This window comes from Bradyrhizobium sp. CCBAU 53338, from assembly GCF_015291665.1.
In the GTDB taxonomy this organism is placed as follows: domain Bacteria; phylum Pseudomonadota; class Alphaproteobacteria; order Rhizobiales; family Xanthobacteraceae; genus Bradyrhizobium.
The window spans coordinates 785,645-804,496 of the sequence record NZ_CP030048.1 but is presented as its reverse complement, the minus strand read 5'-3'; the positions used below and the strand labels follow the sequence as shown (position 1 = coordinate 804,496).

At 65.2% G+C, this 18,852-nt stretch carries 16 protein-coding genes; 11 read left to right on the top strand and 5 right to left on the bottom strand.

Annotated features, from left to right (window positions below):
- Nucleotides 1–10 precede the first annotated feature (10 nt).
- The 8 genes from XH90_RS03830 to XH90_RS03795 all read left to right on the top strand — a co-directional run bounded on the left by XH90_RS03830 (nucleotide 11) and on the right by XH90_RS03795 (nucleotide 6,445).
- Nucleotides 11–673, top strand: a complete 663-nt coding sequence (locus XH90_RS03830; protein ID WP_194479285.1) for an amino acid ABC transporter permease — start codon at nucleotides 11–13, stop codon at nucleotides 671–673.
- On the top strand, nucleotides 670–1,476 hold the full coding sequence (locus XH90_RS03825) for an amino acid ABC transporter ATP-binding protein (protein ID WP_194479284.1): 807 nt from the start codon (nucleotides 670–672) through the stop codon (nucleotides 1,474–1,476). Before XH90_RS03830 ends, XH90_RS03825 begins: the two co-directional genes overlap by 4 nt.
- On the top strand, nucleotides 1,476–2,231 hold the full coding sequence (locus XH90_RS03820; RefSeq protein WP_194479283.1) for an SDR family NAD(P)-dependent oxidoreductase: 756 nt from the start codon (nucleotides 1,476–1,478) through the stop codon (nucleotides 2,229–2,231). The genes XH90_RS03825 and XH90_RS03820 overlap by 1 nt, the downstream gene beginning before the upstream one ends.
- On the top strand, nucleotides 2,228–3,355 hold the full coding sequence (locus tag XH90_RS03815) for a muconate cycloisomerase family protein (protein WP_194479282.1): 1,128 nt from the start codon (nucleotides 2,228–2,230) through the stop codon (nucleotides 3,353–3,355). The genes XH90_RS03820 and XH90_RS03815 overlap by 4 nt, the downstream gene beginning before the upstream one ends.
- A 184-nt stretch (nucleotides 3,356–3,539) precedes the next feature.
- On the top strand, nucleotides 3,540–3,959 hold the full coding sequence (locus XH90_RS03810; RefSeq protein WP_194479281.1) for an HIT domain-containing protein: 420 nt from the start codon (nucleotides 3,540–3,542) through the stop codon (nucleotides 3,957–3,959).
- A gap of 11 nt (nucleotides 3,960–3,970) precedes the next feature.
- Nucleotides 3,971–4,909: an NAD(+) diphosphatase gene (nudC, locus tag XH90_RS03805; RefSeq protein WP_194479280.1), complete on the top strand. Its 939-nt coding sequence runs from the start codon at nucleotides 3,971–3,973 to the stop codon at nucleotides 4,907–4,909.
- Between the two features lie 5 nt (nucleotides 4,910–4,914).
- Complete coding sequence (locus XH90_RS03800) at nucleotides 4,915–5,838, top strand: sugar kinase (protein ID WP_194479279.1); 924 nt, start codon at nucleotides 4,915–4,917, stop codon at nucleotides 5,836–5,838.
- Nucleotides 5,839–5,935: 97 nt separating this feature from the next.
- A complete protein-coding gene (locus XH90_RS03795; protein WP_194465827.1) occupies nucleotides 5,936–6,445 on the top strand; it encodes an Lrp/AsnC family transcriptional regulator in 510 nt (169 codons plus the stop codon).
- 68 nt (nucleotides 6,446–6,513) lie between these two features.
- Here XH90_RS03795 and XH90_RS03790 read toward each other — a convergent pair whose 3' ends face one another.
- The 4 genes from XH90_RS03790 to XH90_RS03775 form a co-directional block, all read right to left on the bottom strand.
- Nucleotides 6,514–8,013, bottom strand: coding sequence for a phosphomannomutase/phosphoglucomutase (locus XH90_RS03790; protein WP_194479278.1), 1,500 nt, complete (start codon nucleotides 8,011–8,013; stop codon nucleotides 6,514–6,516).
- A 180-nt stretch (nucleotides 8,014–8,193) separates the two neighbouring features.
- Nucleotides 8,194–8,706 (bottom strand): TIGR02281 family clan AA aspartic protease, encoded by a 513-nt coding sequence (locus XH90_RS03785; protein WP_194479277.1) that lies wholly within the window; start codon nucleotides 8,704–8,706, stop codon nucleotides 8,194–8,196.
- Between the two features lie 129 nt (nucleotides 8,707–8,835).
- The gene (hrpB, locus tag XH90_RS03780) at nucleotides 8,836–11,310 is read right to left on the bottom strand and encodes an ATP-dependent helicase HrpB (protein ID WP_194479276.1); all 2,475 of its coding nucleotides are present in this window, start codon (nucleotides 11,308–11,310) and stop codon (nucleotides 8,836–8,838) included.
- 122 nt (nucleotides 11,311–11,432) lie between these two features.
- Entirely contained in the window at nucleotides 11,433–12,749 is a 1,317-nt protein-coding gene (locus XH90_RS03775) for a UDP-glucose/GDP-mannose dehydrogenase family protein (protein ID WP_194479275.1), read from the bottom strand.
- Nucleotides 12,750–12,941: 192 nt separating this feature from the next.
- Here XH90_RS03775 and XH90_RS03770 point away from each other — a divergent pair, with 192 nt between their 5' ends.
- The 3 genes from XH90_RS03770 to XH90_RS03760 all read left to right on the top strand — a co-directional run bounded on the left by XH90_RS03770 (nucleotide 12,942) and on the right by XH90_RS03760 (nucleotide 18,035).
- A complete protein-coding gene (locus XH90_RS03770) occupies nucleotides 12,942–14,012 on the top strand; it encodes an acyltransferase family protein (protein WP_194479274.1) in 1,071 nt (356 codons plus the stop codon).
- 210 nt (nucleotides 14,013–14,222) lie between these two features.
- Nucleotides 14,223–17,258 carry a DNA polymerase I gene (gene polA / locus XH90_RS03765; RefSeq protein ID WP_194479273.1) on the top strand — a complete coding sequence of 1,012 codons (3,036 nt, stop codon included), beginning with the start codon at nucleotides 14,223–14,225 and terminating at the stop codon, nucleotides 17,256–17,258.
- 141 nt (nucleotides 17,259–17,399) lie between these two features.
- Complete coding sequence (locus XH90_RS03760; protein WP_194479272.1) at nucleotides 17,400–18,035, top strand: LysE family translocator; 636 nt, start codon at nucleotides 17,400–17,402, stop codon at nucleotides 18,033–18,035.
- A gap of 34 nt (nucleotides 18,036–18,069) precedes the next feature.
- Here the strand turns inward: XH90_RS03760 and XH90_RS03755 are convergent, their stop codons facing one another.
- Complete coding sequence (locus tag XH90_RS03755; protein ID WP_194479271.1) at nucleotides 18,070–18,696, bottom strand: glutathione S-transferase family protein; 627 nt, start codon at nucleotides 18,694–18,696, stop codon at nucleotides 18,070–18,072.
- Between the last annotated feature and the right edge of the window lie 156 nt (nucleotides 18,697–18,852).

The window sequence follows — 18,852 nt, the reverse complement described above, 5'->3', positions numbered from 1 at the left end:
GAAAAAACGCATGTATCAGTGGGACTTCGGCATTCTCTGGGGCTATCGCTGGCTCTTTCTCGACGGCCTTGGCGTCACCGTCGGCTTCACCGTCGTCATCGTCGCGCTCGGGCTCGTGTTCGGCCTGTTCGGCGCCTTCGGCAGCCTGTCGCGCTTCAAGCCGGTGCGGCTCCTCGCACTCACCTTCATCGAGGCGTTCCGCTGCACGCCGATCCTGGTGCAGCTGATCTGGTTCTACTACGCGCTGCCGATCCTGGCCGGCGTCGAGATGACGCCGATTACGGCGTCCGCGCTGGCGCTCTCGCTCTATGGCGGCTCGTTCTATTCCGAGATCATCCGTGGCGGCATCATCTCGATCGACAAGGGCCAGTCGGAAGCCGGCGCGGCGCTCGGCATGACGCCGGGCCAGAGCATGCGACGGATCGTCCTGCCACAGGCGATCAAGCGCATGATCCCGGCGCTGATGAACCAGTCGATCATCCAGTTCAAGAACACCTCGCTGGTCTCGGTGCTGGCAGTGCCTGATCTGGTCTATCAGAGCCAGGTCGCAGCCCACGACAGCTACCGGCCGCTGGAAACCTACACTGCGGTTGCGGTCGCCTATGCGGCGATCCTGATCCCGCTCACCATCATCGTCCGCCGCGGCGAGAAGCGACTGGCGGTTGGCGAATGAGCGACCTATCCAAGACCATTTCGAAAATCGAGATCCGTGGCCTGCGCAAGAGCTTTGGCAGCAACGAGGTTTTGAAGAACATCAATCTCGACGTCGCCAAGGGCGGCGTTGTCGCGCTGATCGGGCCATCCGGCTCCGGTAAATCGACCTTGCTTCGCTGCATCAATCTGCTGGTCGTCCCGGACGGCGGCAGCGTCCGCGTCGGCGACACACGCTTTGCATTCGGCGAAGGCTCAAAGCTCCCAGACGTGAAGACACTGGCAAAATTCCGCGCGACCACCGGCATGGTGTTCCAGCACTTCAATCTGTTCCCGCACATGACGACGCTGCAGAACGTGATGGAGGGGCCGGTCACGGTGCGACGCATCGCCAAGGCCGACGCTGAAAAGCTCGCACGGGCTCAGCTCGCCAAGGTCGGGCTCGCCGAGAAGGCCGACCAATATCCGGCGACGCTCTCCGGCGGCCAGAAGCAGCGCGTCGCGATCGCACGCGCGCTGGCGATGGAGCCGGATGTCATGCTGTTTGACGAGGCGACCTCGGCACTCGATCCCGAGCTCGTCGGCGAGGTGCTGAACGTGATCCAGCAACTGGCCTCCGAGGGCATGACCATGGTGATCGTGACCCACGAGATCGCCTTTGCCCGCGAGGTCGCCGACCGCCTCATCTTCATGCGCGACGGTGTCGTCGTCGAGGAGGGCCCGGCGCGGCAGGTGATCGACAACCCGCAGGAAGCCGCGACGCGCGCCTTCCTCAGCCATTTCCACCGCACCGGCGCACTGCCCCCGGCCAACGCAACACCGTGATGCCCGAGATCAACCGCGTCTATCTCGTTACCGGTGCCGCCAGCGGCATCGGCCGCGCCACCGCAAAACTGCTCGCGTCGACTGGCGTCGCGCTTCTGCTCCACACGCGCTCGAACGCAGAAGGTCTCGATGCCACCGCGACCGAGGCCGAAGCCAAAGGCGCCGTCGTCGTCAAATGCCTCGGCGATCTCGCCGAGGAAGTCGCTGTCTCCGAGGCCATCGCCGCGACCCAACGCGCCTTCGGTCGGCTCGACGGATTGATTTTGGTCGGCGGCCACGCCCGCCGCGGCAGCGCGATCGGTACGCCCGCGGATCAATTCCGCCGGGCGATGGATGAATCGGCGCTGGCCTTCACGCGGATGGTCGATGCCGCACTGCCGCTGCTGCGCGCTGGGCAGGATGCGCGGATCGTCGCGGTATCGTCCTTTGTCGCGCATGCGATCCGGCCGGAATTCGCGCCCTTCGCCGCCACCGCCGCCAGCCGTGCCGCGCTCGAAGCGCTGGTACGGTTGACCGCCGTCGAACTCGCCAGGGACGGCATCACCGTCAACGCGGTTGCGCCCGGCTTGATCATCAAGGACAAGTCCAGCGAGAGCCGGCTGTCGCCCGAGCAGATCGCCGCGACCGAAGCGCTGATCCCGATACGCCGCCGCGGGCGGCCGGAGGAAGTCGCCGAGATCATCGCCTTCCTGGCGTCCCCGAAAACATCCTACGTCACTGGCCAAGTCTGGCACGTCAATGGAGGCCTGACATGACCGAAGCGACCATCGAACGTCTTCGCCTGTTCCTGATCGAGAGCCCGATCAAGATGGCGCGCCTGCAGGGCGTCGGCAACGTCAAGGGTACGGTGAAGCGCGTGCTGATCGAGCTGACGTCGAGCGACGGCGTGATCGGTTGGGGCGAAGCGGCGCCGTGGGAGGTGTTCACGGGAACGGCTGAAGCGGCATTTTCCGCGCTCGATATTTATCTGCGGCCGATCCTGCTCGGCAAATCCGTGCGCCGCATCCGCGCGCTGATGGCCGAGCTCGACCGCGCGCTGGTCGGCCACGCGGAAGCGAAGGTTGCAATCGAAATGGCGCTGCTCGACATCGTCGGCAAGGCGTCCGGCCTGTCGGTCGCCGACCTGCTGGGCGGCCGCGTGCGGGACACGATCCCGCTGTCGTTCTCGATCGCCGATCCCGATTTCGCAGCCGATCTCGAGCGCATGCGAAAAATGGTTCCCGAAGGCAATGTCATCTACAAGGTCAAGACCGGCGTGAAGCCGCATCGCGAGGATCTCGACCATCTCGAAGCGATCCGCAAGGAATTCGGCGACAAGGTCGATCTGCGGGTCGACTACAACCAGGCGCTGGCGCCGTTCGGCGCCATCAGGATCCTGCATGATGTCGAGGCGTTTGCGCCGACCTTCATCGAGCAGCCCGTGCCGCGGAAGTTTCTCGACGTGATGGCGCAGCTTGCCACTGCGCTGGAAACGCCCGTGCTCGCCGACGAAAGCTGTTTCGACCGTCGCGACATGATGGAGGTGGTGCGGCGCGAGGCGGCCGACGCCGTCTCGATCAAGCTGATGAAGGCCGGCGGCCTGTTCGAGGCGCAGGCGATCATGTCGATCGCCGACACCGCCGGCCTGCCCGGCTACGGCGGCACGCTGTGGGAGGGCGGCATTGGGCTGGCCGCCGGCACACAGCTGATCGCGGCGACGCCAGGCATCTCGCTCGGCTGCGAGTTCTATATGCCGCATCACGTGCTGACCGAGGACGTGCTCGAGGAGCGCGTTCGCAACCACGATGGTCACGTTGTCGTGCCCGACGGCCCCGGCCTCGGCATTCGCGTCAGCGAGGCCTCGGTCCGCGCCAATGCGCGGGTGCTGGCGGAGGGGTAATTCCTGTCATTCCGGGGCGCCCGCAGCGCGAGCCCGGAATCCACTGCGCTCCGCTTCGCTGCGTTTGTCCAGAACGACGACCGTGTATGCAGCTGGAGCGGAGCCCTAACCTTCCCCTCGCCAACTCCGTATCGTATGGTCCGACCAAACGAGCCCGCCACCACCGGGCAATCCGGAAACGCATATGCCCGAGCCCGCCTGGTCGCTGCACTCCCGCCTGAAAGAGGACACCATCGACATCGGCGATCTGCCGCTGTCGAAGGTGCTGGTCATCAAGGACGCGCATTATCCCTGGCTGCTGCTGGTGCCGCGGCGCGCCGATGCGGTCGAGATCATCGACCTCGACGAGGTCCAGCAGGCACAATTGATGACGGAGATCTCCCGCGTCTCGCGCGCGCTGAAGGAGATCACCAGATGCGACAAGCTCAATGTCGCGGCGCTCGGCAACCTCGTGCCGCAGCTTCACGTTCACATCATCGCGCGCCGCACCAGTGACGCCGCCTGGCCGCGGCCGGTTTGGGGCGTGATGCCGCCCTTGCCGCACGATGCCGCCGAGGTGCAGAATTTCATCAGCGCGCTTCGCCGAAAAATCTGGTTGGGTTGAAAGAACAAGAAATGTCAGCATTCGACTCGTTTCCGCTGGGGCAGCCGGCCTTCGTCACCAACGTCCTCGATCGCGCCGCGCATCTGCGCCGCGACGACGAAAAACTGTTCGCGCTGGAGCAGAAGTCCTCCTCGCGCGCCTATGTCGTCTACCGCGACTCGCTGCTGGTGAAGCGCGAGGGCGACAAGACGCGCGCCCTGCTCTCGATCGACGAAGCGCTGAAATGCGGCGCCAATCCCGGCACGATCTTTCTGGGCCTGCGCGACGGCGCGGCAATCTTCGGCATGGGCCTCGCCCAGGCGGCGGCCGAAAAGCTTGTTGGCCGCGAGGACTACACCGTCACCGAGCTGCGCGGCATGGCAATGCAGGGCGCGATCCCACCCGAGGAGCTGTCGGCCATCGCGATGGCAAAGTCGATGGTCGGCTGGCACCAGCGCCACGGCTATTGCGCCAATTGCGGCACACGCAGCGCGATGAAGGAAGGTGGCTGGAAGCGCGACTGCCCGGCCTGCAAGGCAGAACACTTTCCGCGCACCGACCCCGTCGTGATCATGCTGGTGGCATCAGGCGACAAGTGCCTGCTCGGCCGCCAGAAGCAGTTTCCGCCGGGCATGTATTCCTGTCTCGCCGGCTTCGTCGAGGCCGCCGAGACCATCGAGGACGCGGTACGCCGCGAGATCCTCGAAGAGTCGGGCATTCGCTGCACCGACGTGCAGTACTACATGACGCAGCCCTGGCCCTACCCTTCGTCGTTGATGATCGGTTGCAGCGCGCGGGCGCTGAACGAGGACGTCGTCGTCGATCACTCCGAGCTCGAGGACGCCCGCTGGTTCACGCGCGAGGAGGCGGCGCTGATGCTGAAGCGGACTCATCCCGACGGGCTTGCCGGGCCGCATCCCTTCGCCATCGCGCATCACCTCCTCGGCCGCTGGGTGCACGACAAGAGCTGAGAGCGATGGCGCCATCCGAGATCGCGCCGCGCATCGTCTGCATCGGCATTCCCGTCCGCGACCTCACCTTTCGCGTCGATTCCGTGCCGGAGCGCGGCAGCAAGGCGAACGCCACGCATCTCGCGGAGATCTGCGGCGGCAATGCGCTCAATGCCGCGATCGCGATGGCGCGGCTCGGCGGACGCATTGCGTTTGCTGGGCCGATGGGCGACGCGCGGGAGACGTCGAGCGGCTTCATTCTCGACCAGATGGCTGCCGAGGGGATTGAGACGGCGCATATCGTGCGCCTTCCGGGCGCGGCCACGCCCGTCTCCGCGATCTTCATCGACGCAACAGGCGAACGCACGCTGACGATCTACCGCGATCCCGCGCTGTGGACCGTGAAGCTGTCAGACGCCGACGAACTGCTCGCTGATTGCCAGGCGGTCCTCGTCGAGAGCCGCTGCGGCGCCTTCTGCATCGATCTCTGCACCGAGGCGCGCCGGCGCGGCATCCCCGTCATCGTCGGCGTCGACCGCGCAATGGCGCTCAACGACGGCCTGCTGACGGCCGCCTCGCACCTGCTGTTTTCCAGCGAGCAGGTCCAGGAGACGGCCGGCATCGCTGACGACAGCGAGGCGCTGAAGCGGCTGGCACAGCTGACGTCTGGCTTCCTCGCTGCGACGCGCGGCCCCCGAGGCACGATCTGGCTGAACGAGGCGGGGGCGCTGGAGGAAACGCCGGCCTTCCCCGTCGAGGCTGTCGATACGCTCGGAGCTGGCGACGTCTTCCACGGCGCCTTTACGCTGCGGCTCGCCGAGGGCTGCGGGGTGCGGGAGGCGCTGCGATTCGGCGCGGCCGCCGCAGCCCTGAAATGCACGCGCCATGGCGGCGGTCCGGCGGCGCCTCAACGCATTGAAGTGGAAGGTTTTTTACGCGACAGGCGTTAGAACCATTCCGAGAGCGGATCGAGATTCCGGGCTTGCAGTAGAAGATTTTCCTCTATAAGAGGGAAATCAACCATCATATTGGAACAAAGTTCTTCAAATGACCGACGCCGCTGTCCAGATCCCCGAGACGAGCCGCCGCCTCGACGCCATCGACCGCAAGATCCTGATGGTCCTCCAGGAGGATGCCTCCCTCTCCGTCGCCGAAATCGGCGACCGTGTCGGGCTGTCCTCGACCCCCTGCTGGAAGCGCATCCAGCGCCTGGAGGCCGACGGCGTGATCCTGAAGCGGGTCGCGCTGGTCGACCAGAACAAGATCGGGCTCGGCATCTCCGTGTTCGTGTCGGTGGAGAGCTCGGACCATTCCGACGCCTGGCTCAAGAAATTCGCCGAAGCGGTCAGCGCCATGCCCGAGGTGATGGAGTTCTACCGCATGGCCGGCGATGTCGATTACATGCTGCGCGTCGTGGTCGCGGACATGCAGGCCTATGACGTCTTCTACAAGAAGCTGATCGCCGCCGTGCCGTTGAAGAACGTCACGTCGCGCTTCGCGATGGAGAAGATCAAGTCGGTCACGGCGCTGCCGATTCCGGCCGTGGTCGCGGCGTAGCTTTTCACCTCTCCCGTAAGAACGGGGCGAGGGAGTAGACCGACGCCTGAGCGATCGCTCGGCTCATCTCAGATCTTCTGATTGTACTCGCCGACTTCCGGATGCGTGCGCAGCACGCTGTTCACCATCTCGAACATGTCGTGCATGCGCTGCTCGGAGACCGGGCTCTCGACCACGACCACGAGCTCTGGCTTGTTCGAGGACGCCCGCACCAGGCCCCAGCTGCCGTCCTCGACCGTGACGCGCACCCCGTTGACAGTGACGAGATCGCGGATCGCCTGGCCGCCGATCCTGGCGCCCTTGGCCTGCAAGTCTTCGAAGTGCTTCACCACCTGGTCGATGACGCCATACTTGGTCTCGTCGGCGCAATGCGGCGACATGGTCGGCGACGACCAGGTCTTGGGCAGCGCGTTCTTCAGGTCGGCCATCGACTTGCCGGGAGCGCGATCGAGCATGTCGCAGATCGCGAGCGCCGAGACCAGACCGTCGTCATAGCCGCGGCCATATGGCTTGTTGAAGAAGAAATGGCCGGACTTCTCGAAACCGGCCAGCGCGCCGGTCTCGTTGGTGCGACGCTTCATGTAGGAATGGCCGGTTTTCCAGTAGGCCGTCCTGGCGCCTTGTTTCTGAAGCACCGGATCGGTGATGAACAGGCCGGTCGATTTCACGTCGACGATGAACTGGGCGTCCTTGTGGATCGCCGACATGTCGCGCGCCAGCATCACGCCGACCTTGTCGGCAAAGATCTCCTCGCCGGTGTCGTCGACGACGCCACAACGGTCGCCGTCACCGTCGAAGCCGAGGCCGACATCGGCCTTGTGATGCAGCACCGCGTCGCGGATCGCGTGCAGCATCTCCATGTCCTCAGGGTTCGGATTGTATTTCGGGAAGGTGTGGTCGAGCTCGGTGTCGAGCGGGATCACCTCGCAGCCGATCGCCTCCAGCACCTGCGGCGCGAAGGCACCGGCCGTGCCGTTGCCGCAGGCGGCGACGACCTTGAGCTTGCGCTTGAGCTTCGGGCGGTTGGTGAGATCGGCGATGTAGCGCGCCGGGTAGCTCTCGTGGAACTGGTAGGAGCCGCCAGCCTTGTTCTTGAAATCGGCGTTGAGCACGATCTCCTTCAGCCGCGTCATCTCGTCGGGACCGAAGGTCAGCGGGCGGTTGGCACCCATCTTCACGCCGGTCCAGCCGTTGTCGTTATGCGACGCCGTCACCATCGCAACGGCGGGCACGTCGAGATCGAACTGCGCGAAATAGGCCATCGGCGTCACCGCGAGGCCGATGTCGTGGACCTTGCAGCCAGCGGCCATCAGGCCGGAGATCAGCGCATATTTGATCGAGGCCGAATAGCCGCGGAAGTCATGGCCGGTGACGATCTCCTGGCGGACGCCGAGTTCCGCGATCAGCGCGCCGAGCCCCATGCCGAGCGCCTGCACGCCCATGAGGTTGATTTCCTTCTGGAACAGCCAGCGCGCGTCGTATTCGCGAAAACCAGTCGGCTTCACCATCGGCTCGGATTCGAAGGCGTAGGTATTGGGCAGCAACACGGATTTCGGCTTGGGAAACATTGAGACGGTCTCGTGAAATGGGCAGGAATTGGCGCAGCCTTAGCGAATGCCGGGCCGCAGCGGAAGGCGGGAATGCAGGCTTATGGCCGCCAATTGCGGCAGTTTGGCAACGATGAAAGGTTACCAGCCGGCGGCCTGATCAGGCCGATCTGCGTTCATCGGGGCGTTATGCGCCCGAACTCACTGCTCCAGCACCATCTGGCCGTTGGCATACTCGAAACGCTTCAGGCGGGACAGGAAGGAGAGGCCGAGCAGGTTCTCGGACAGCGCCGCGTCCGGCAGCACCATGGCATCGACATCGCGCACGACGAGACCGCCGACGTCCAGCATCGCGATCCGGGCACGCGCGGCCTTGATGGTGCCGTTCGCGGTGGTGACGGTGGCGTTGTATTCACTGCGCGAGGGACGCAGGCCGAAACGCGCGGCCGAGGTCTCGTTCAGCGCCACCACGGAGGCGCCGGTATCGACCATGAAGCCGATGCGCTGGCCGTCGATGCGGCCTTCGGTCTGGAAATGGCCACGGCCGTCGCGGGGAATATTGAGGCTGCGACCGCCGGCCGGCGCCGTCGTTGCAACCGCGACATTCGTGCGCGGCACCGAGGTGGCGGAGGCGGAGCTCATCTTGTCCGCCATCTCCGCCATGAATGTACCGAGACCGATCATCACGGCCGCGAAGATCACTATGTTACGCATCACACCACTTCCGAGCCGGAAAGCCCGATTTCACCACGCGGCAGGCCCGTCGGCGACCGAGGCCGCGGCGGAGCCGGTGCTATTTTGACGAAAAGGATGAGCGGACGGTTAATGCGGCATCCCGCTTTGTCAGGTCCCGCGCGGCTTCGCCCGGCGGGTCGGCAGCGCGCTTGCCGGATCGTCCGGCCAGGGATGACGCGGGTAGCGGCCGCGCAGGTCGGAGCGGACCGCGGCGTAACTGCCGCGCCAGAAGCCGGGAAGATCGCGCGTCACCTGCACCGGGCGCTGCGCCGGCGACAGCAATTCCAGCACCAAGGGCACCTTGCCGGCGGCGATCGACGGATGGGCGTTGAGGCCGAACAATTCCTGGAGCCGCACCGCAATCGTCGGTCCCTGCTCGGCCTCGTAGTCGATCGCGAGCACGCTTCCCGTCGGCGCCTCGAAATGCGTCGGCGCCTCGCGGTCGAGCCGCGCGCGCATCTCCCACGGCAGCAGCGCCATCAGCGCATCGGAGAGATCGCCAGCGGAAATGTCCTTCAGCGCAATCTTGTCGTAGAGCGCGGGCACCAGCCAATCGTCGCGCCGCGCGATCAATCCGTCGTCGGACAGATCAGGCCAGCTATCGCCCTCCTCCTTGCGCAAGAACATCACGCGGTCGCGCCATTGTTTTGCGGCTTTCGACCAGGGCAACCGGTCGAGGCCGGCGGCAATCAGCCCGTCGGCAAGAATGCGCGCTGTGTCCTCCGAGGGCGACACCGCGAGCGTGGCCTCGGACAGCGTGATCGCGTGCAGCACGCGCTTGCGCCGTGCGCGCAGCGCCATCGCACCACGGTCGAAGGAGATCTCGTCGATACTCTCGATATGCTCGGCGAAGTGCCGCTCGATATCATCTTCAGTGATCGGCGCGGCGAGCAGGATACGGCCACTCGCAGCCGTTCCAGTCATCTCGCCGATCGCGATATAGGGCGCGCGCGCGAGCGAGGAGGTCTGCTCGACGGCCGCGCCACGGCCGTTGGCGAGCACGAAACTGCCATTGCCGCGGTTGCGCGCGACGCGGTCCGGGAAGGCATAGGCCAACATCAGGCCGGTCGAGAGATCCTCCCGCGGCCCCGGCCTCTCGGACGCCGCGACTTGCGAAGCCCAACGGCGCGCGAGATCCCGCGCGCTCGCTGCTCGCGGCGAACGATCGCGGCGGAATTGATCGCGCCGGTGCTCGAGATCGGCGCTGTCGCCGCCGAGCCCGCGCTCGGTCAGGATGGCCGCGATCTCGGCCGCCTCTTCGCCGTGACCTGCGCGGTGCGAATCCACGATCATGCGGGCCAAGCGCGGCGGCAGCGCCAGTGCGCGCAGACTCTTGCCTTCCGCGGTGATGCGTCCGTCGCCGTCGAGTGCGTTGAGCTCCAGGAGCAGGCTTTTTGCCTCCTTCCAGGCGGGCTGCGGCGGCGGATCGAGGAACGACAGCGCGGCGGGATCGGCGACGCCCCATTGCGCGAGGTCGAGCACCAGCGAGGAGAGGTCGGCGCTCAGAATTTCCGGCTGGGTGTAGGGAGCGAGCGAGGCCGTCTGCGGCTCGTCCCAGAGCCGATAGCAGACGCCGGGCTCGGTGCGGCCGGCACGGCCACGGCGCTGGTCGACCGCCGCGCGTGCCGCGCGCACGGTCTCGAGCCGCGTCAGGCCGATGTCGGGCTCGTAGCGCGGCACGCGCGCAAGGCCGGAATCGACCACGATGCGGACGCCTTCGATGGTGAGCGAGGTCTCCGCGATCGAGGTCGCGAGCACGACCTTGCGCATGCCCTTGGGCGCGGGAGAAATGGCGCGGTCCTGCACGGCGGCGTCGAGCGCGCCGAACAGCGGCACGATCTCGATGCTGGCGTCCTGCACGCGTTCACCGAGAAAATTCTGAGTGCGGCGGATTTCGGCGGCGCCCGGCAAAAACGCCAGCACCGAGCCGCTGTCGGCGCGCAGCGCCGATACGATCGCATCCGCCATCTGCCGCTCGATCGGCGCATCCGCCTTGCGGCCGAGATAGCGCGTCTCGACCGGAAACGCCCGGCCCTCGCTTTCGACCACAGGCGCTTCGCCCAGCAGTTTTGCGACGCGCGCGCCGTCGAGCGTGGCCGACATCACCAGGATGCGGATGTCCTCGCGCAAGCCGAGTTGTGCGTCGCGCGCCAGCGCCAGGCCCATGTCGGCATCGAGCGAACGCTCGTGGAATTCGTCGAACAGGATGGCCGCGACGCCCGAGAGTTCGGGATCGTCGAGGATCTGGCGGGTGAAAATGCCTTCGGTCACGACCTCGATGCGTGTCGCCCGCGAGATTTTCGAGCCGAAGCGGACGCGGTAGCCGACGATCTCCCCTGTGCGCTCGCCGAGCGACTTCGCCATGCGGTCGGCGCTGGCGCGCGCGGCGATGCGGCGCGGCTCCAGCACGATGATCTTCTTATCCTTTGCCCAAGGCGCATCGAGCAATGCCAGCGGCACGCGCGTGGTCTTGCCGGCGCCCGGCGGGGCCACCAGCACGGCGGCATTGTGCTGATCCAGCGTGCGCGAGAGGTCGTCGAGCACGGCATCGATCGGGAGGGGCGTGTCGAAAGTGCGGGGCAAAATCTCGCATCCGTCATCACCCGCGAAGGCGGGTGATCCAGTAAACTCAGATCTCAGTCATCACGAAGATCAGGATTACTGGATACCCCGCCTGCGCGGGGTATGACAATCGTGTCCAACGATCAGCCCTGCGCCGGCGGGCGCCCCACGCTCTCATAAATGAAGCCGGCGGCAGCCATCTCTTCGGGCCGGTAGATGTTGCGGAGATCGACGACAATGGGCTGGGCCATGGTCGCCTTCAACCGGTCGAGATCGAGCGCGCGGAACTGCACCCATTCGGTGACGATGACAAGCGCATCGGCACCTTGCGCGCAGGAATAGGCGTCCTCGCAATAGGTGATGTTGGGAAGTTCACCCTTGGCCTGCTCCATGCCGACGGGATCGAACGCCTTGACCTTCGCGCCCATGTCGATGAGGCCCGTGACGAGCGGGATCGACGGCGCATCGCGCATGTCGTCGGTGTCGGGCTTGAAGGTGAGACCGAGCACGCCGATGGTCTTGCCGCGCAAGCTACCACCGAGCGCCTGGCTCACTTTTCGCGCCATCGCGCGCTTGCGGTTCTCGTTCACGGCAAGCACGGATTCGACGATGCGCAAGGACACGTCGTAGTCCTGCGCGATCTTGATCAGCGCCTTGGTGTCCTTCGGGAAGCAGGAGCCGCCGAAGCCGGGACCGGCATGCAGGAATTTGGTGCCGATCCGGTTGTCCAGGCCAATGCCGCGCGCGACTTCCTGCACGTTGGCGCCGACCTTCTCGGAGAGGTCCGCGATCTCGTTGATGAAGGTGATCTTGGTCGCGAGGAACGCGTTCGCCGCATATTTGATCATCTCGGCGGTACGGCGCGCGGTGAACATCAGCGGCGCCTGGTTCAGCGACAGCGGACGATAGATATCACCCATCACCTTGCGGCCGCGCTCGTCGGAGGTGCCGACCACGACGCGATCGGGGAACTTGAAGTCGCGGATCGCGGCACCCTCGCGCAGGAACTCGGGATTGGAGGCGACGACGACGTCGGCCTTCGGATTGGTCTCGCGGATGATGCGCTCGACCTCGTCGCCGGTGCCGACCGGCACGGTCGACTTGGTCACCACGACGGTGAAGCCGGACAGCGACTGCGCGATCTCCTTCGCGGCGGCGTAGACATAGGAGAGATCGGCGTGACCGTCGCCGCGACGGGACGGCGTGCCGACCGCGATGAACACGGCATCGGCCTCTGCGACCGGCCTGGACAGATCGGTTGTGAAGTCGAGCCGCTTGGCCTTCACATTGGTGGCGACCAGTTCGTCGAGGCCGGGTTCGTAGATCGGAATCTCACCGCGATGAAGCGCTGCAATCTTCTTCTCGTCCTTGTCGACGCAGGTGACGTCGTGACCGAAATCCGCAAAACAGGCTCCGGACACCAGTCCCACATAACCCGTGCCGATCATCGCGATGCGCATGAAAATCCCTGTTTGGCTTGGTTAACGAACCCCCAACTCCGGGGCGGTTTAGCATTTTCCCGTCGGGAAGGAAGAGCTTGCGGTCAGAAACCGGCACGCGATTTGTACCGGTAAAGAAGTCGGAAACCACTGGGCGCCACACTGCCCCATGCCCGCACAGGACCGGGCGGAACACGCCCCGAAAAGAGACACATGACACCATCAGGCACATCAGCTGCACGTGCAGGGCTTCCCAAGGCCTCCACTGCCGCGCGTGTCGACTGGGTCGATTACGCCAAGGGCATCTGCATCGTCATGGTGGTGATGATGCATTCGGTGCTGGGGGTCGAACTCGCCGCCGGCGAGACCGGTTTCATGCATGTCCTGGTGGCCTTTGCGAAGCCGTTCCGGATGCCGGACTTCTTCCTGATTTCGGGCTTGTTCCTGCCGTTGGTGATCGATCGGGACTGGCGAACCTATCTCGACCGCAAGGTGGTGCATTTCGCTTATTTTTATGTCGTCTGGGTGACGATCCAGTTCGGCTTCAAGGCGCCGGCCTTCGCGGCCGAAACCAGCTGGCGCGAGGTCGGCCTTCTGTATCTCGAATCCTTCATCGAGCCGTTCGGCACACTCTGGTTCATCTACCTGCTGCCGATCTTCTTCGTCGTCACAAAACTGACACGACGAATCCCTCCGCCGGCGATCTGGCTCGTGGCGGCCGCACTGGAAACCGCGCGCATCGCAACCGGCTGGACGGCGATCGACGAGTTCTGCGCCCGCTTCGTCTATTTCTACTCGGGCTACCTGTTCGCGCCCTATGTGTTCGCATTGTCAGACCGCGCGCGCACCCATCCCGCGCTTGCGCTCGCGGCGCTCGCGACCTGGGCACTGGTCGATGCCGGCCTCGTGGCATTCGGCGCGAGCGAATGGAAGGTCGTCTCGCTCGTGCTCGGCTTCGCCGGTGCGTGTGCGATCATCACGTCAGGCACGCTGCTCGCGCGCATGCATTGGTGCAATTTCCTGCGTTTCTGCGGCGAGCATTCGATCGTGATCTATCTCGCCTTCTTCCTGCCGATGGCGGCGACGCGAACGCTGCTGCTGCGCACCGGAATCATCGCCGACATCGGCACGGTCTCGCTGATCGTCACGGTTCTCGGCGTGCTCGGATCGCTCGCGATCTGGCAGACCGCGTTGCGATTCCACGCCGACTTCCTGTTCGAGCGGCCCGACGCATTCTGGATCGCGCCGAAGAAGGCAGGGCCGGCGTTGCAGGCAGCGGAGTAGCCCCACTCGCGATGTCGTCGCCCGGCTTGACCGGGCGACCCAGTACGCCGAGGCGAATTGAGCCGAGAAGCCGCGGCGTACCGGAATCCCCGCTTTCGCAGGGAATGACAGCGAGTATGCGGGAATGACAATGGGGATAGCGGCATCGGCAAGCCAAAAATCCCCCTCCGAAGGCTGTCAAAACCCGCAAAAATTCATACATTGCGGCCCATGCCCAAGACATCCCCGAAGACCTCCGCCAAAGCCGACGCCAAACCTGCTGCGCCAGCTGCTGCCAAACCGGTCGCGGCGAAGGCCGCCGGCAAGGGCGACCACATCTTCCTGGTCGACGGTTCCGGCTACATCTTCCGTGCCTATCACGCGCTGCCGCCGCTGAATCGCAAGTCCGACGGCTTGCAGGTCAACGCCGTGCTCGGCTTCTGCAACATGCTTTGGAAGCTCTTGCGTGACATGCCCGCCGACAACCGGCCGACGCATCTTGCCATCGTGTTCGACAAGTCCGAAGTCACCTTCCGCAACAAGATCTATCCCGAATACAAGGCACACCGGCCGCCGGCACCCGACGATCTGATCCCGCAATTCGCGCTGATCCGTGAGGCGGTGCGCGCCTTCGACCTTCCCTGTCTGGAGCAAGGCGGCTTCGAGGCCGACGATCTCATCGCCACCTATGCGCGGCAGGCGAGCGAGCGCGGTGCCACCACGACCATCGTGTCCTCCGACAAGGACCTGATGCAGCTCGTGAACGACAAGATCGTCATGTACGACACCATGAAGGATCGCCGCATCGGCATCCCTGAAGTGATCGAGAAGTTCGGCGTGCCGCCCGAGAAGGTGGTCGAGGTGCAGGCGCTCGCCGGCGATTCCACCGACAACGTTCCCGGCGTGCCCGGCATCGGCATCAAGACCGCGGCGCAATTGATCGTCGAATATGGCGACCTCGAGCAACTCCTGTTCCGCGCCACCGAGATCAAGCAGCCGAAGCGGCGCGAGGCGCTGATCGAGAACGCCGAGAAGGCGCGAATCTCGCGCCAGCTCGTGCTGCTCGACGACAAGGTCGATCTGGAAGTGCCGCTCGACGACCTCGCCGTCCACGAGCCCGATGCACGCAAGCTGATCGCTTTTCTCAAGGCAATGGAATTCACCACACTCACGCGCCGCGTCGCCGACTATTCGCAGATCGATCCGGCCAATGTCGATGCCGACGCCAGCAACAGCAGCGCCGCCAAGGCTGGCGACGGCGCGAAGGCAAAATCGTCAGAAACCTCCGGTGATCTCTTCGCCGCTCCCGCGACAGCTGCAAAGGGCGCCGACAAGAGTGACAAATCGGCGAGCCTCAAGGGTGCGCCGATCTCGCTCGCTGCCGCGCGCGAAGAGGCGCTGCGCAAGCTTCCGGTCGACCGGGCCAAGTACCAGACCATCAAGACGCTGAAAGAGCTCAACGGCTTCGTCGCGCGCATCCATGATACCGGCCATGTCGCGATCGAGATCAAGGCCAACTCCATCGATCCCATGCAGGCCGATCTCTGCGGTGTCGCGCTGGCGCTGGCGCCGAACGAGGCCTGCTACGTGCCGCTGGCGCACAAGCAGTCCGGCGGCGGTGCCGGCCTGTTCGACGCCGGCCTCGCGCCCGATCAGGTCAAGCATGCCGAGGCCATCGACGCACTGCGGCCGGTGCTGGAATCGGCGGGCATCCTCAAGATCGGATTCGACGTCAAATTCGCCGCTGTGATGCTGGCGCAGCACGGTATCACCTTGCGCAACGCCGATGACGCAAAGCTGATCTCCTACGTGCTCGACGCCGGCCGCGGCTCGCATGAGCTGGACTCGCTGTCCGAGCGCTGGTTCGGACACGCCATGCTGAAGGAGAGCGAGCTGCTCGGCAGCGGCAAGGGCAGGATCACCTTCGACCAGGTGCCGATCGACAAGGCGGCACCGCTGTCCGCTGAGAGCGCCGACATCGCCTTGCGCGCCTGGCGCGTGCTGAAGCCGCGCCTCGTCGCCGAGCATATGACCACCGTCTACGAGACGCTGGAGCGGCCGCTGGTCTCCGTGCTCGCGCGCATGGAGCGGCGCGGCATCTCGATCGATCGGCAGGTGCTGTCGCGACTATCGGGCGATTTCGCCCAGACCGCGGCGCGCGTCGAGGCCGAGATCCAGGAGATCGCGGGCGAGCCGATCAATGTCGGCAGCCCCAAGCAGATCGGCGACATCCTGTTCGGCAAGATGGGACTGCCTGGCGGCACCAAGACCAAGACCGGCGCGTGGTCGACCACCGCTCAGGTGCTCGACGAGCTCGCCGAGCAGGGCCATGATTTTCCACGCAAGATCCTGGAGTGGCGGCAGGTTTCAAAACTGAAATCGACCTACACCGACGCACTGCCGACCTATGTCAATCCGCAGACGCACCGCGTGCACACGACCTACGCGCTGGCGGCGACCACGACGGGCCGGCTGTCGTCGAACGAGCCGAATCTGCAGAACATTCCGGTGCGCACCGAGGACGGCAGAAAAATTCGCCGCGCCTTCATCGCGACGCCCGGGCACAAGCTCGTCTCCGCCGACTATTCGCAGATCGAGCTGCGGCTGCTCGCGGAGATCGCCAACATTCCCGTGCTGAAGCAAGCCTTCCGCGACGGCCTCGACATTCACGCGATGACGGCGTCGGAAATGTTCGGCGTGCCGATCAAGGGCATGCCGAGCGAGATCCGCCGCCGCGCCAAGGCAATCAATTTCGGCATCATCTACGGCATCTCGGCGTTCGGCCTCGCCAACCAACTCGGCATCGCCCGCGAAGAGGCATCGGCCTACATCAAGAAGTATTTCGAGCGCTTCCCCGGAATCCGCGCTTATATGGACGAAACGCGAGACTTCTGCCGGAGCCACGGTTACGTCACCACGCTGTTCGGCCGCAAGTGCCACTACCCGGACATCAAGGCCTCGAACGCCTCGGTACGTGCCTTCAACGAGCGCGCCGCGATCAACGCGCGACTGCAGGGCACCGCCGCAGACATCATCCGCCGCGCCATGACGCGGGTGGAGGACGCACTGGCCGAGAAGAAGCTCTCGGCGCAGATGCTGCTCCAGGTGCATGACGAACTGATCTTCGAGGTGCCGGACGCCGAAGTCGAGAGAACGCTTCCGGTCGTGCAGCACGTGATGCAGGACGCGCCGTTCCCGGCCGTGCTGCTCTCGGTGCCGCTGCATGTCGACGCACGGGCGGCGAAGAATTGGGACGAGGCGCACTGAGCTTCATCTCTCCCCGCGAGAGCGGGGCGAGGGAGCGCACCGAACAAGCAGCGCCCACTCAATTGTCCTCCGAGCAATTGCGCGATGGCCCCACGCCACCGCGTCTATTAGAACCGGTGCATCTCCCGCACCGGTTCAGTCATGCCCCACACTTCCGCCTTGCTCGGCTTCGCCCTCGTCTGTCTTGGTCTCGTGCTCACGCCCGGTCCGAACATGATCTACCTGATCTCGCGCTCGATCACGCAGGGGCCGGCGGCCGGCATCGTCTCGCTCGGCGGCGTCGCGCTGGGCTTCGTGTTCTACATGCTGTGCGCGGCGTTCGGCATCACGGCGCTGCTGCTTGCTATCCCCTTTGCTTATGACGCGCTGCGCTTTGCCGGTGCCGGCTACATGCTCTGGCTCGCCTGGCAGGCGGTCAAGCCCGGCGGACGTTCGCCGTTCCAGGTGAAGACGCTTTCGATCGACAGCCCGCCCAAACTGTTTGCGATGGGGCTCGTCACCAACCTGCTCAATCCGAAGATCGCGATGCTGTATCTGGCGCTGCTGCCGCAATTCATCGACCCCACCGCCGGCAGCGTGTTGACGCAGTCGGTGGCGCTGGGCGCCATCCAGATCGCGATCAGCGTCAGCGTCAACGCGATCATCGCACTCGCCGCCGGGTCGATCGCGCTGTTCCTGGCGAGCCGGCCGAGCTGGATGCTGGTGCAGCGCTGGCTGATGGGCACCGTGCTGGCCGGGCTTGCCGTGCGGATGGCCGTGGAAGCGCGGAAGGTGTGAGCTTTCTTACCCTCCAGGGGAGGCGAGAGCGAACTCAATCCAGCTTTGCGTCCATGCCCCGCTTCACGGCCGGGCGCGCCATCAGGGCATCGTACCAGCGCTTGACGTTGGGGAAGTCGGCCAGATCCACCTTGTGGCGAGGATGGCGCCAGGCCCAGCCGAGAATGGCGAAATCGGCGACCGAGAGATCGCCGGCAACGAAGTCGCGGCCGTCCAGGCGGCGGTCGAGCACGCCGTAGAGCCGGCGCGTCTCGGCCATGTAGCGCTTGAGGCCGTAGGCGCGGTCCTGCTCGTTCTCGAGCGCGATGAAATGGTGGACCTGGCCGGGCATCGGACCGAAGCCGCCCATCTGCCACATCAGCCATTCATAGACGGGGATACGGCCGGCGAGCGATTTCGGCAGGAATTTGCCGGTCTTTTCGCCGAGATAGAGCAGGATCGCGCCGGACTCGAAGATGCCGACGGGCTTGCCCTCCGGCCCCTCGGGGTCGAGGATCGCGGGGATCTTGTTGTTCGGGGACAGCTTTAGGAACTCCGGCGCCATCTGCTCGCCCTTGGCGATGTTCACCGGGACCACCTTGTAGGGCAGGCCCATTTCCTCCAGCGCGACCGAAATCTTGCGGCCGTTCGGCGTGTTCCAGGTATGGAGCTCGATGGTCATTGGCCTGCTTCCTTCCCGCTTGGTCCGGCATCCCACTACTCCAGGACGTTGCGACCTTACAACCGGCGCTCCGGCATGGTGGCTGTCCAGCGGGCGCGGAAGATGCCCTGTTGACGGTGGTTTTGCGGGGCCCGCCCCCTCTGGAATGTCGTGGCC

What these genes read in the sequence shown, in the direction of transcription:
- XH90_RS03795 (WP_194465827.1), top strand. Translation starts at nt 5,936, where the DNA reads ATGACCGACGCCGCTGTCCAGATCCCCGAGACGAGCCGCCGCCTCGAC.
- XH90_RS03830 (WP_194479285.1), top strand. Translation starts at nt 11, where the DNA reads ATGTATCAGTGGGACTTCGGCATTCTCTGGGGCTATCGCTGGCTCTTT.
- polA (WP_194479273.1), top strand. Translation starts at nt 14,223, where the DNA reads ATGCCCAAGACATCCCCGAAGACCTCCGCCAAAGCCGACGCCAAACCT.
- XH90_RS03790 (WP_194479278.1), bottom strand. Translation starts at nt 8,013, where the DNA reads ATGTTTCCCAAGCCGAAATCCGTGTTGCTGCCCAATACCTACGCCTTC.
- XH90_RS03775 (WP_194479275.1), bottom strand. Translation starts at nt 12,749, where the DNA reads ATGCGCATCGCGATGATCGGCACGGGTTATGTGGGACTGGTGTCCGGA.
- XH90_RS03770 (WP_194479274.1), top strand. Translation starts at nt 12,942, where the DNA reads ATGACACCATCAGGCACATCAGCTGCACGTGCAGGGCTTCCCAAGGCC.
- XH90_RS03800 (WP_194479279.1), top strand. Translation starts at nt 4,915, where the DNA reads ATGGCGCCATCCGAGATCGCGCCGCGCATCGTCTGCATCGGCATTCCC.
- XH90_RS03825 (WP_194479284.1), top strand. Translation starts at nt 670, where the DNA reads ATGAGCGACCTATCCAAGACCATTTCGAAAATCGAGATCCGTGGCCTG.
- nudC (WP_194479280.1), top strand. Translation starts at nt 3,971, where the DNA reads ATGTCAGCATTCGACTCGTTTCCGCTGGGGCAGCCGGCCTTCGTCACC.
- XH90_RS03785 (WP_194479277.1), bottom strand. Translation starts at nt 8,706, where the DNA reads ATGCGTAACATAGTGATCTTCGCGGCCGTGATGATCGGTCTCGGTACA.
- XH90_RS03810 (WP_194479281.1), top strand. Translation starts at nt 3,540, where the DNA reads ATGCCCGAGCCCGCCTGGTCGCTGCACTCCCGCCTGAAAGAGGACACC.
- XH90_RS03760 (WP_194479272.1), top strand. Translation starts at nt 17,400, where the DNA reads ATGCCCCACACTTCCGCCTTGCTCGGCTTCGCCCTCGTCTGTCTTGGT.
- XH90_RS03820 (WP_194479283.1), top strand. Translation starts at nt 1,476, where the DNA reads ATGCCCGAGATCAACCGCGTCTATCTCGTTACCGGTGCCGCCAGCGGC.
- XH90_RS03755 (WP_194479271.1), bottom strand. Translation starts at nt 18,696, where the DNA reads ATGACCATCGAGCTCCATACCTGGAACACGCCGAACGGCCGCAAGATT.
- XH90_RS03815 (WP_194479282.1), top strand. Translation starts at nt 2,228, where the DNA reads ATGACCGAAGCGACCATCGAACGTCTTCGCCTGTTCCTGATCGAGAGC.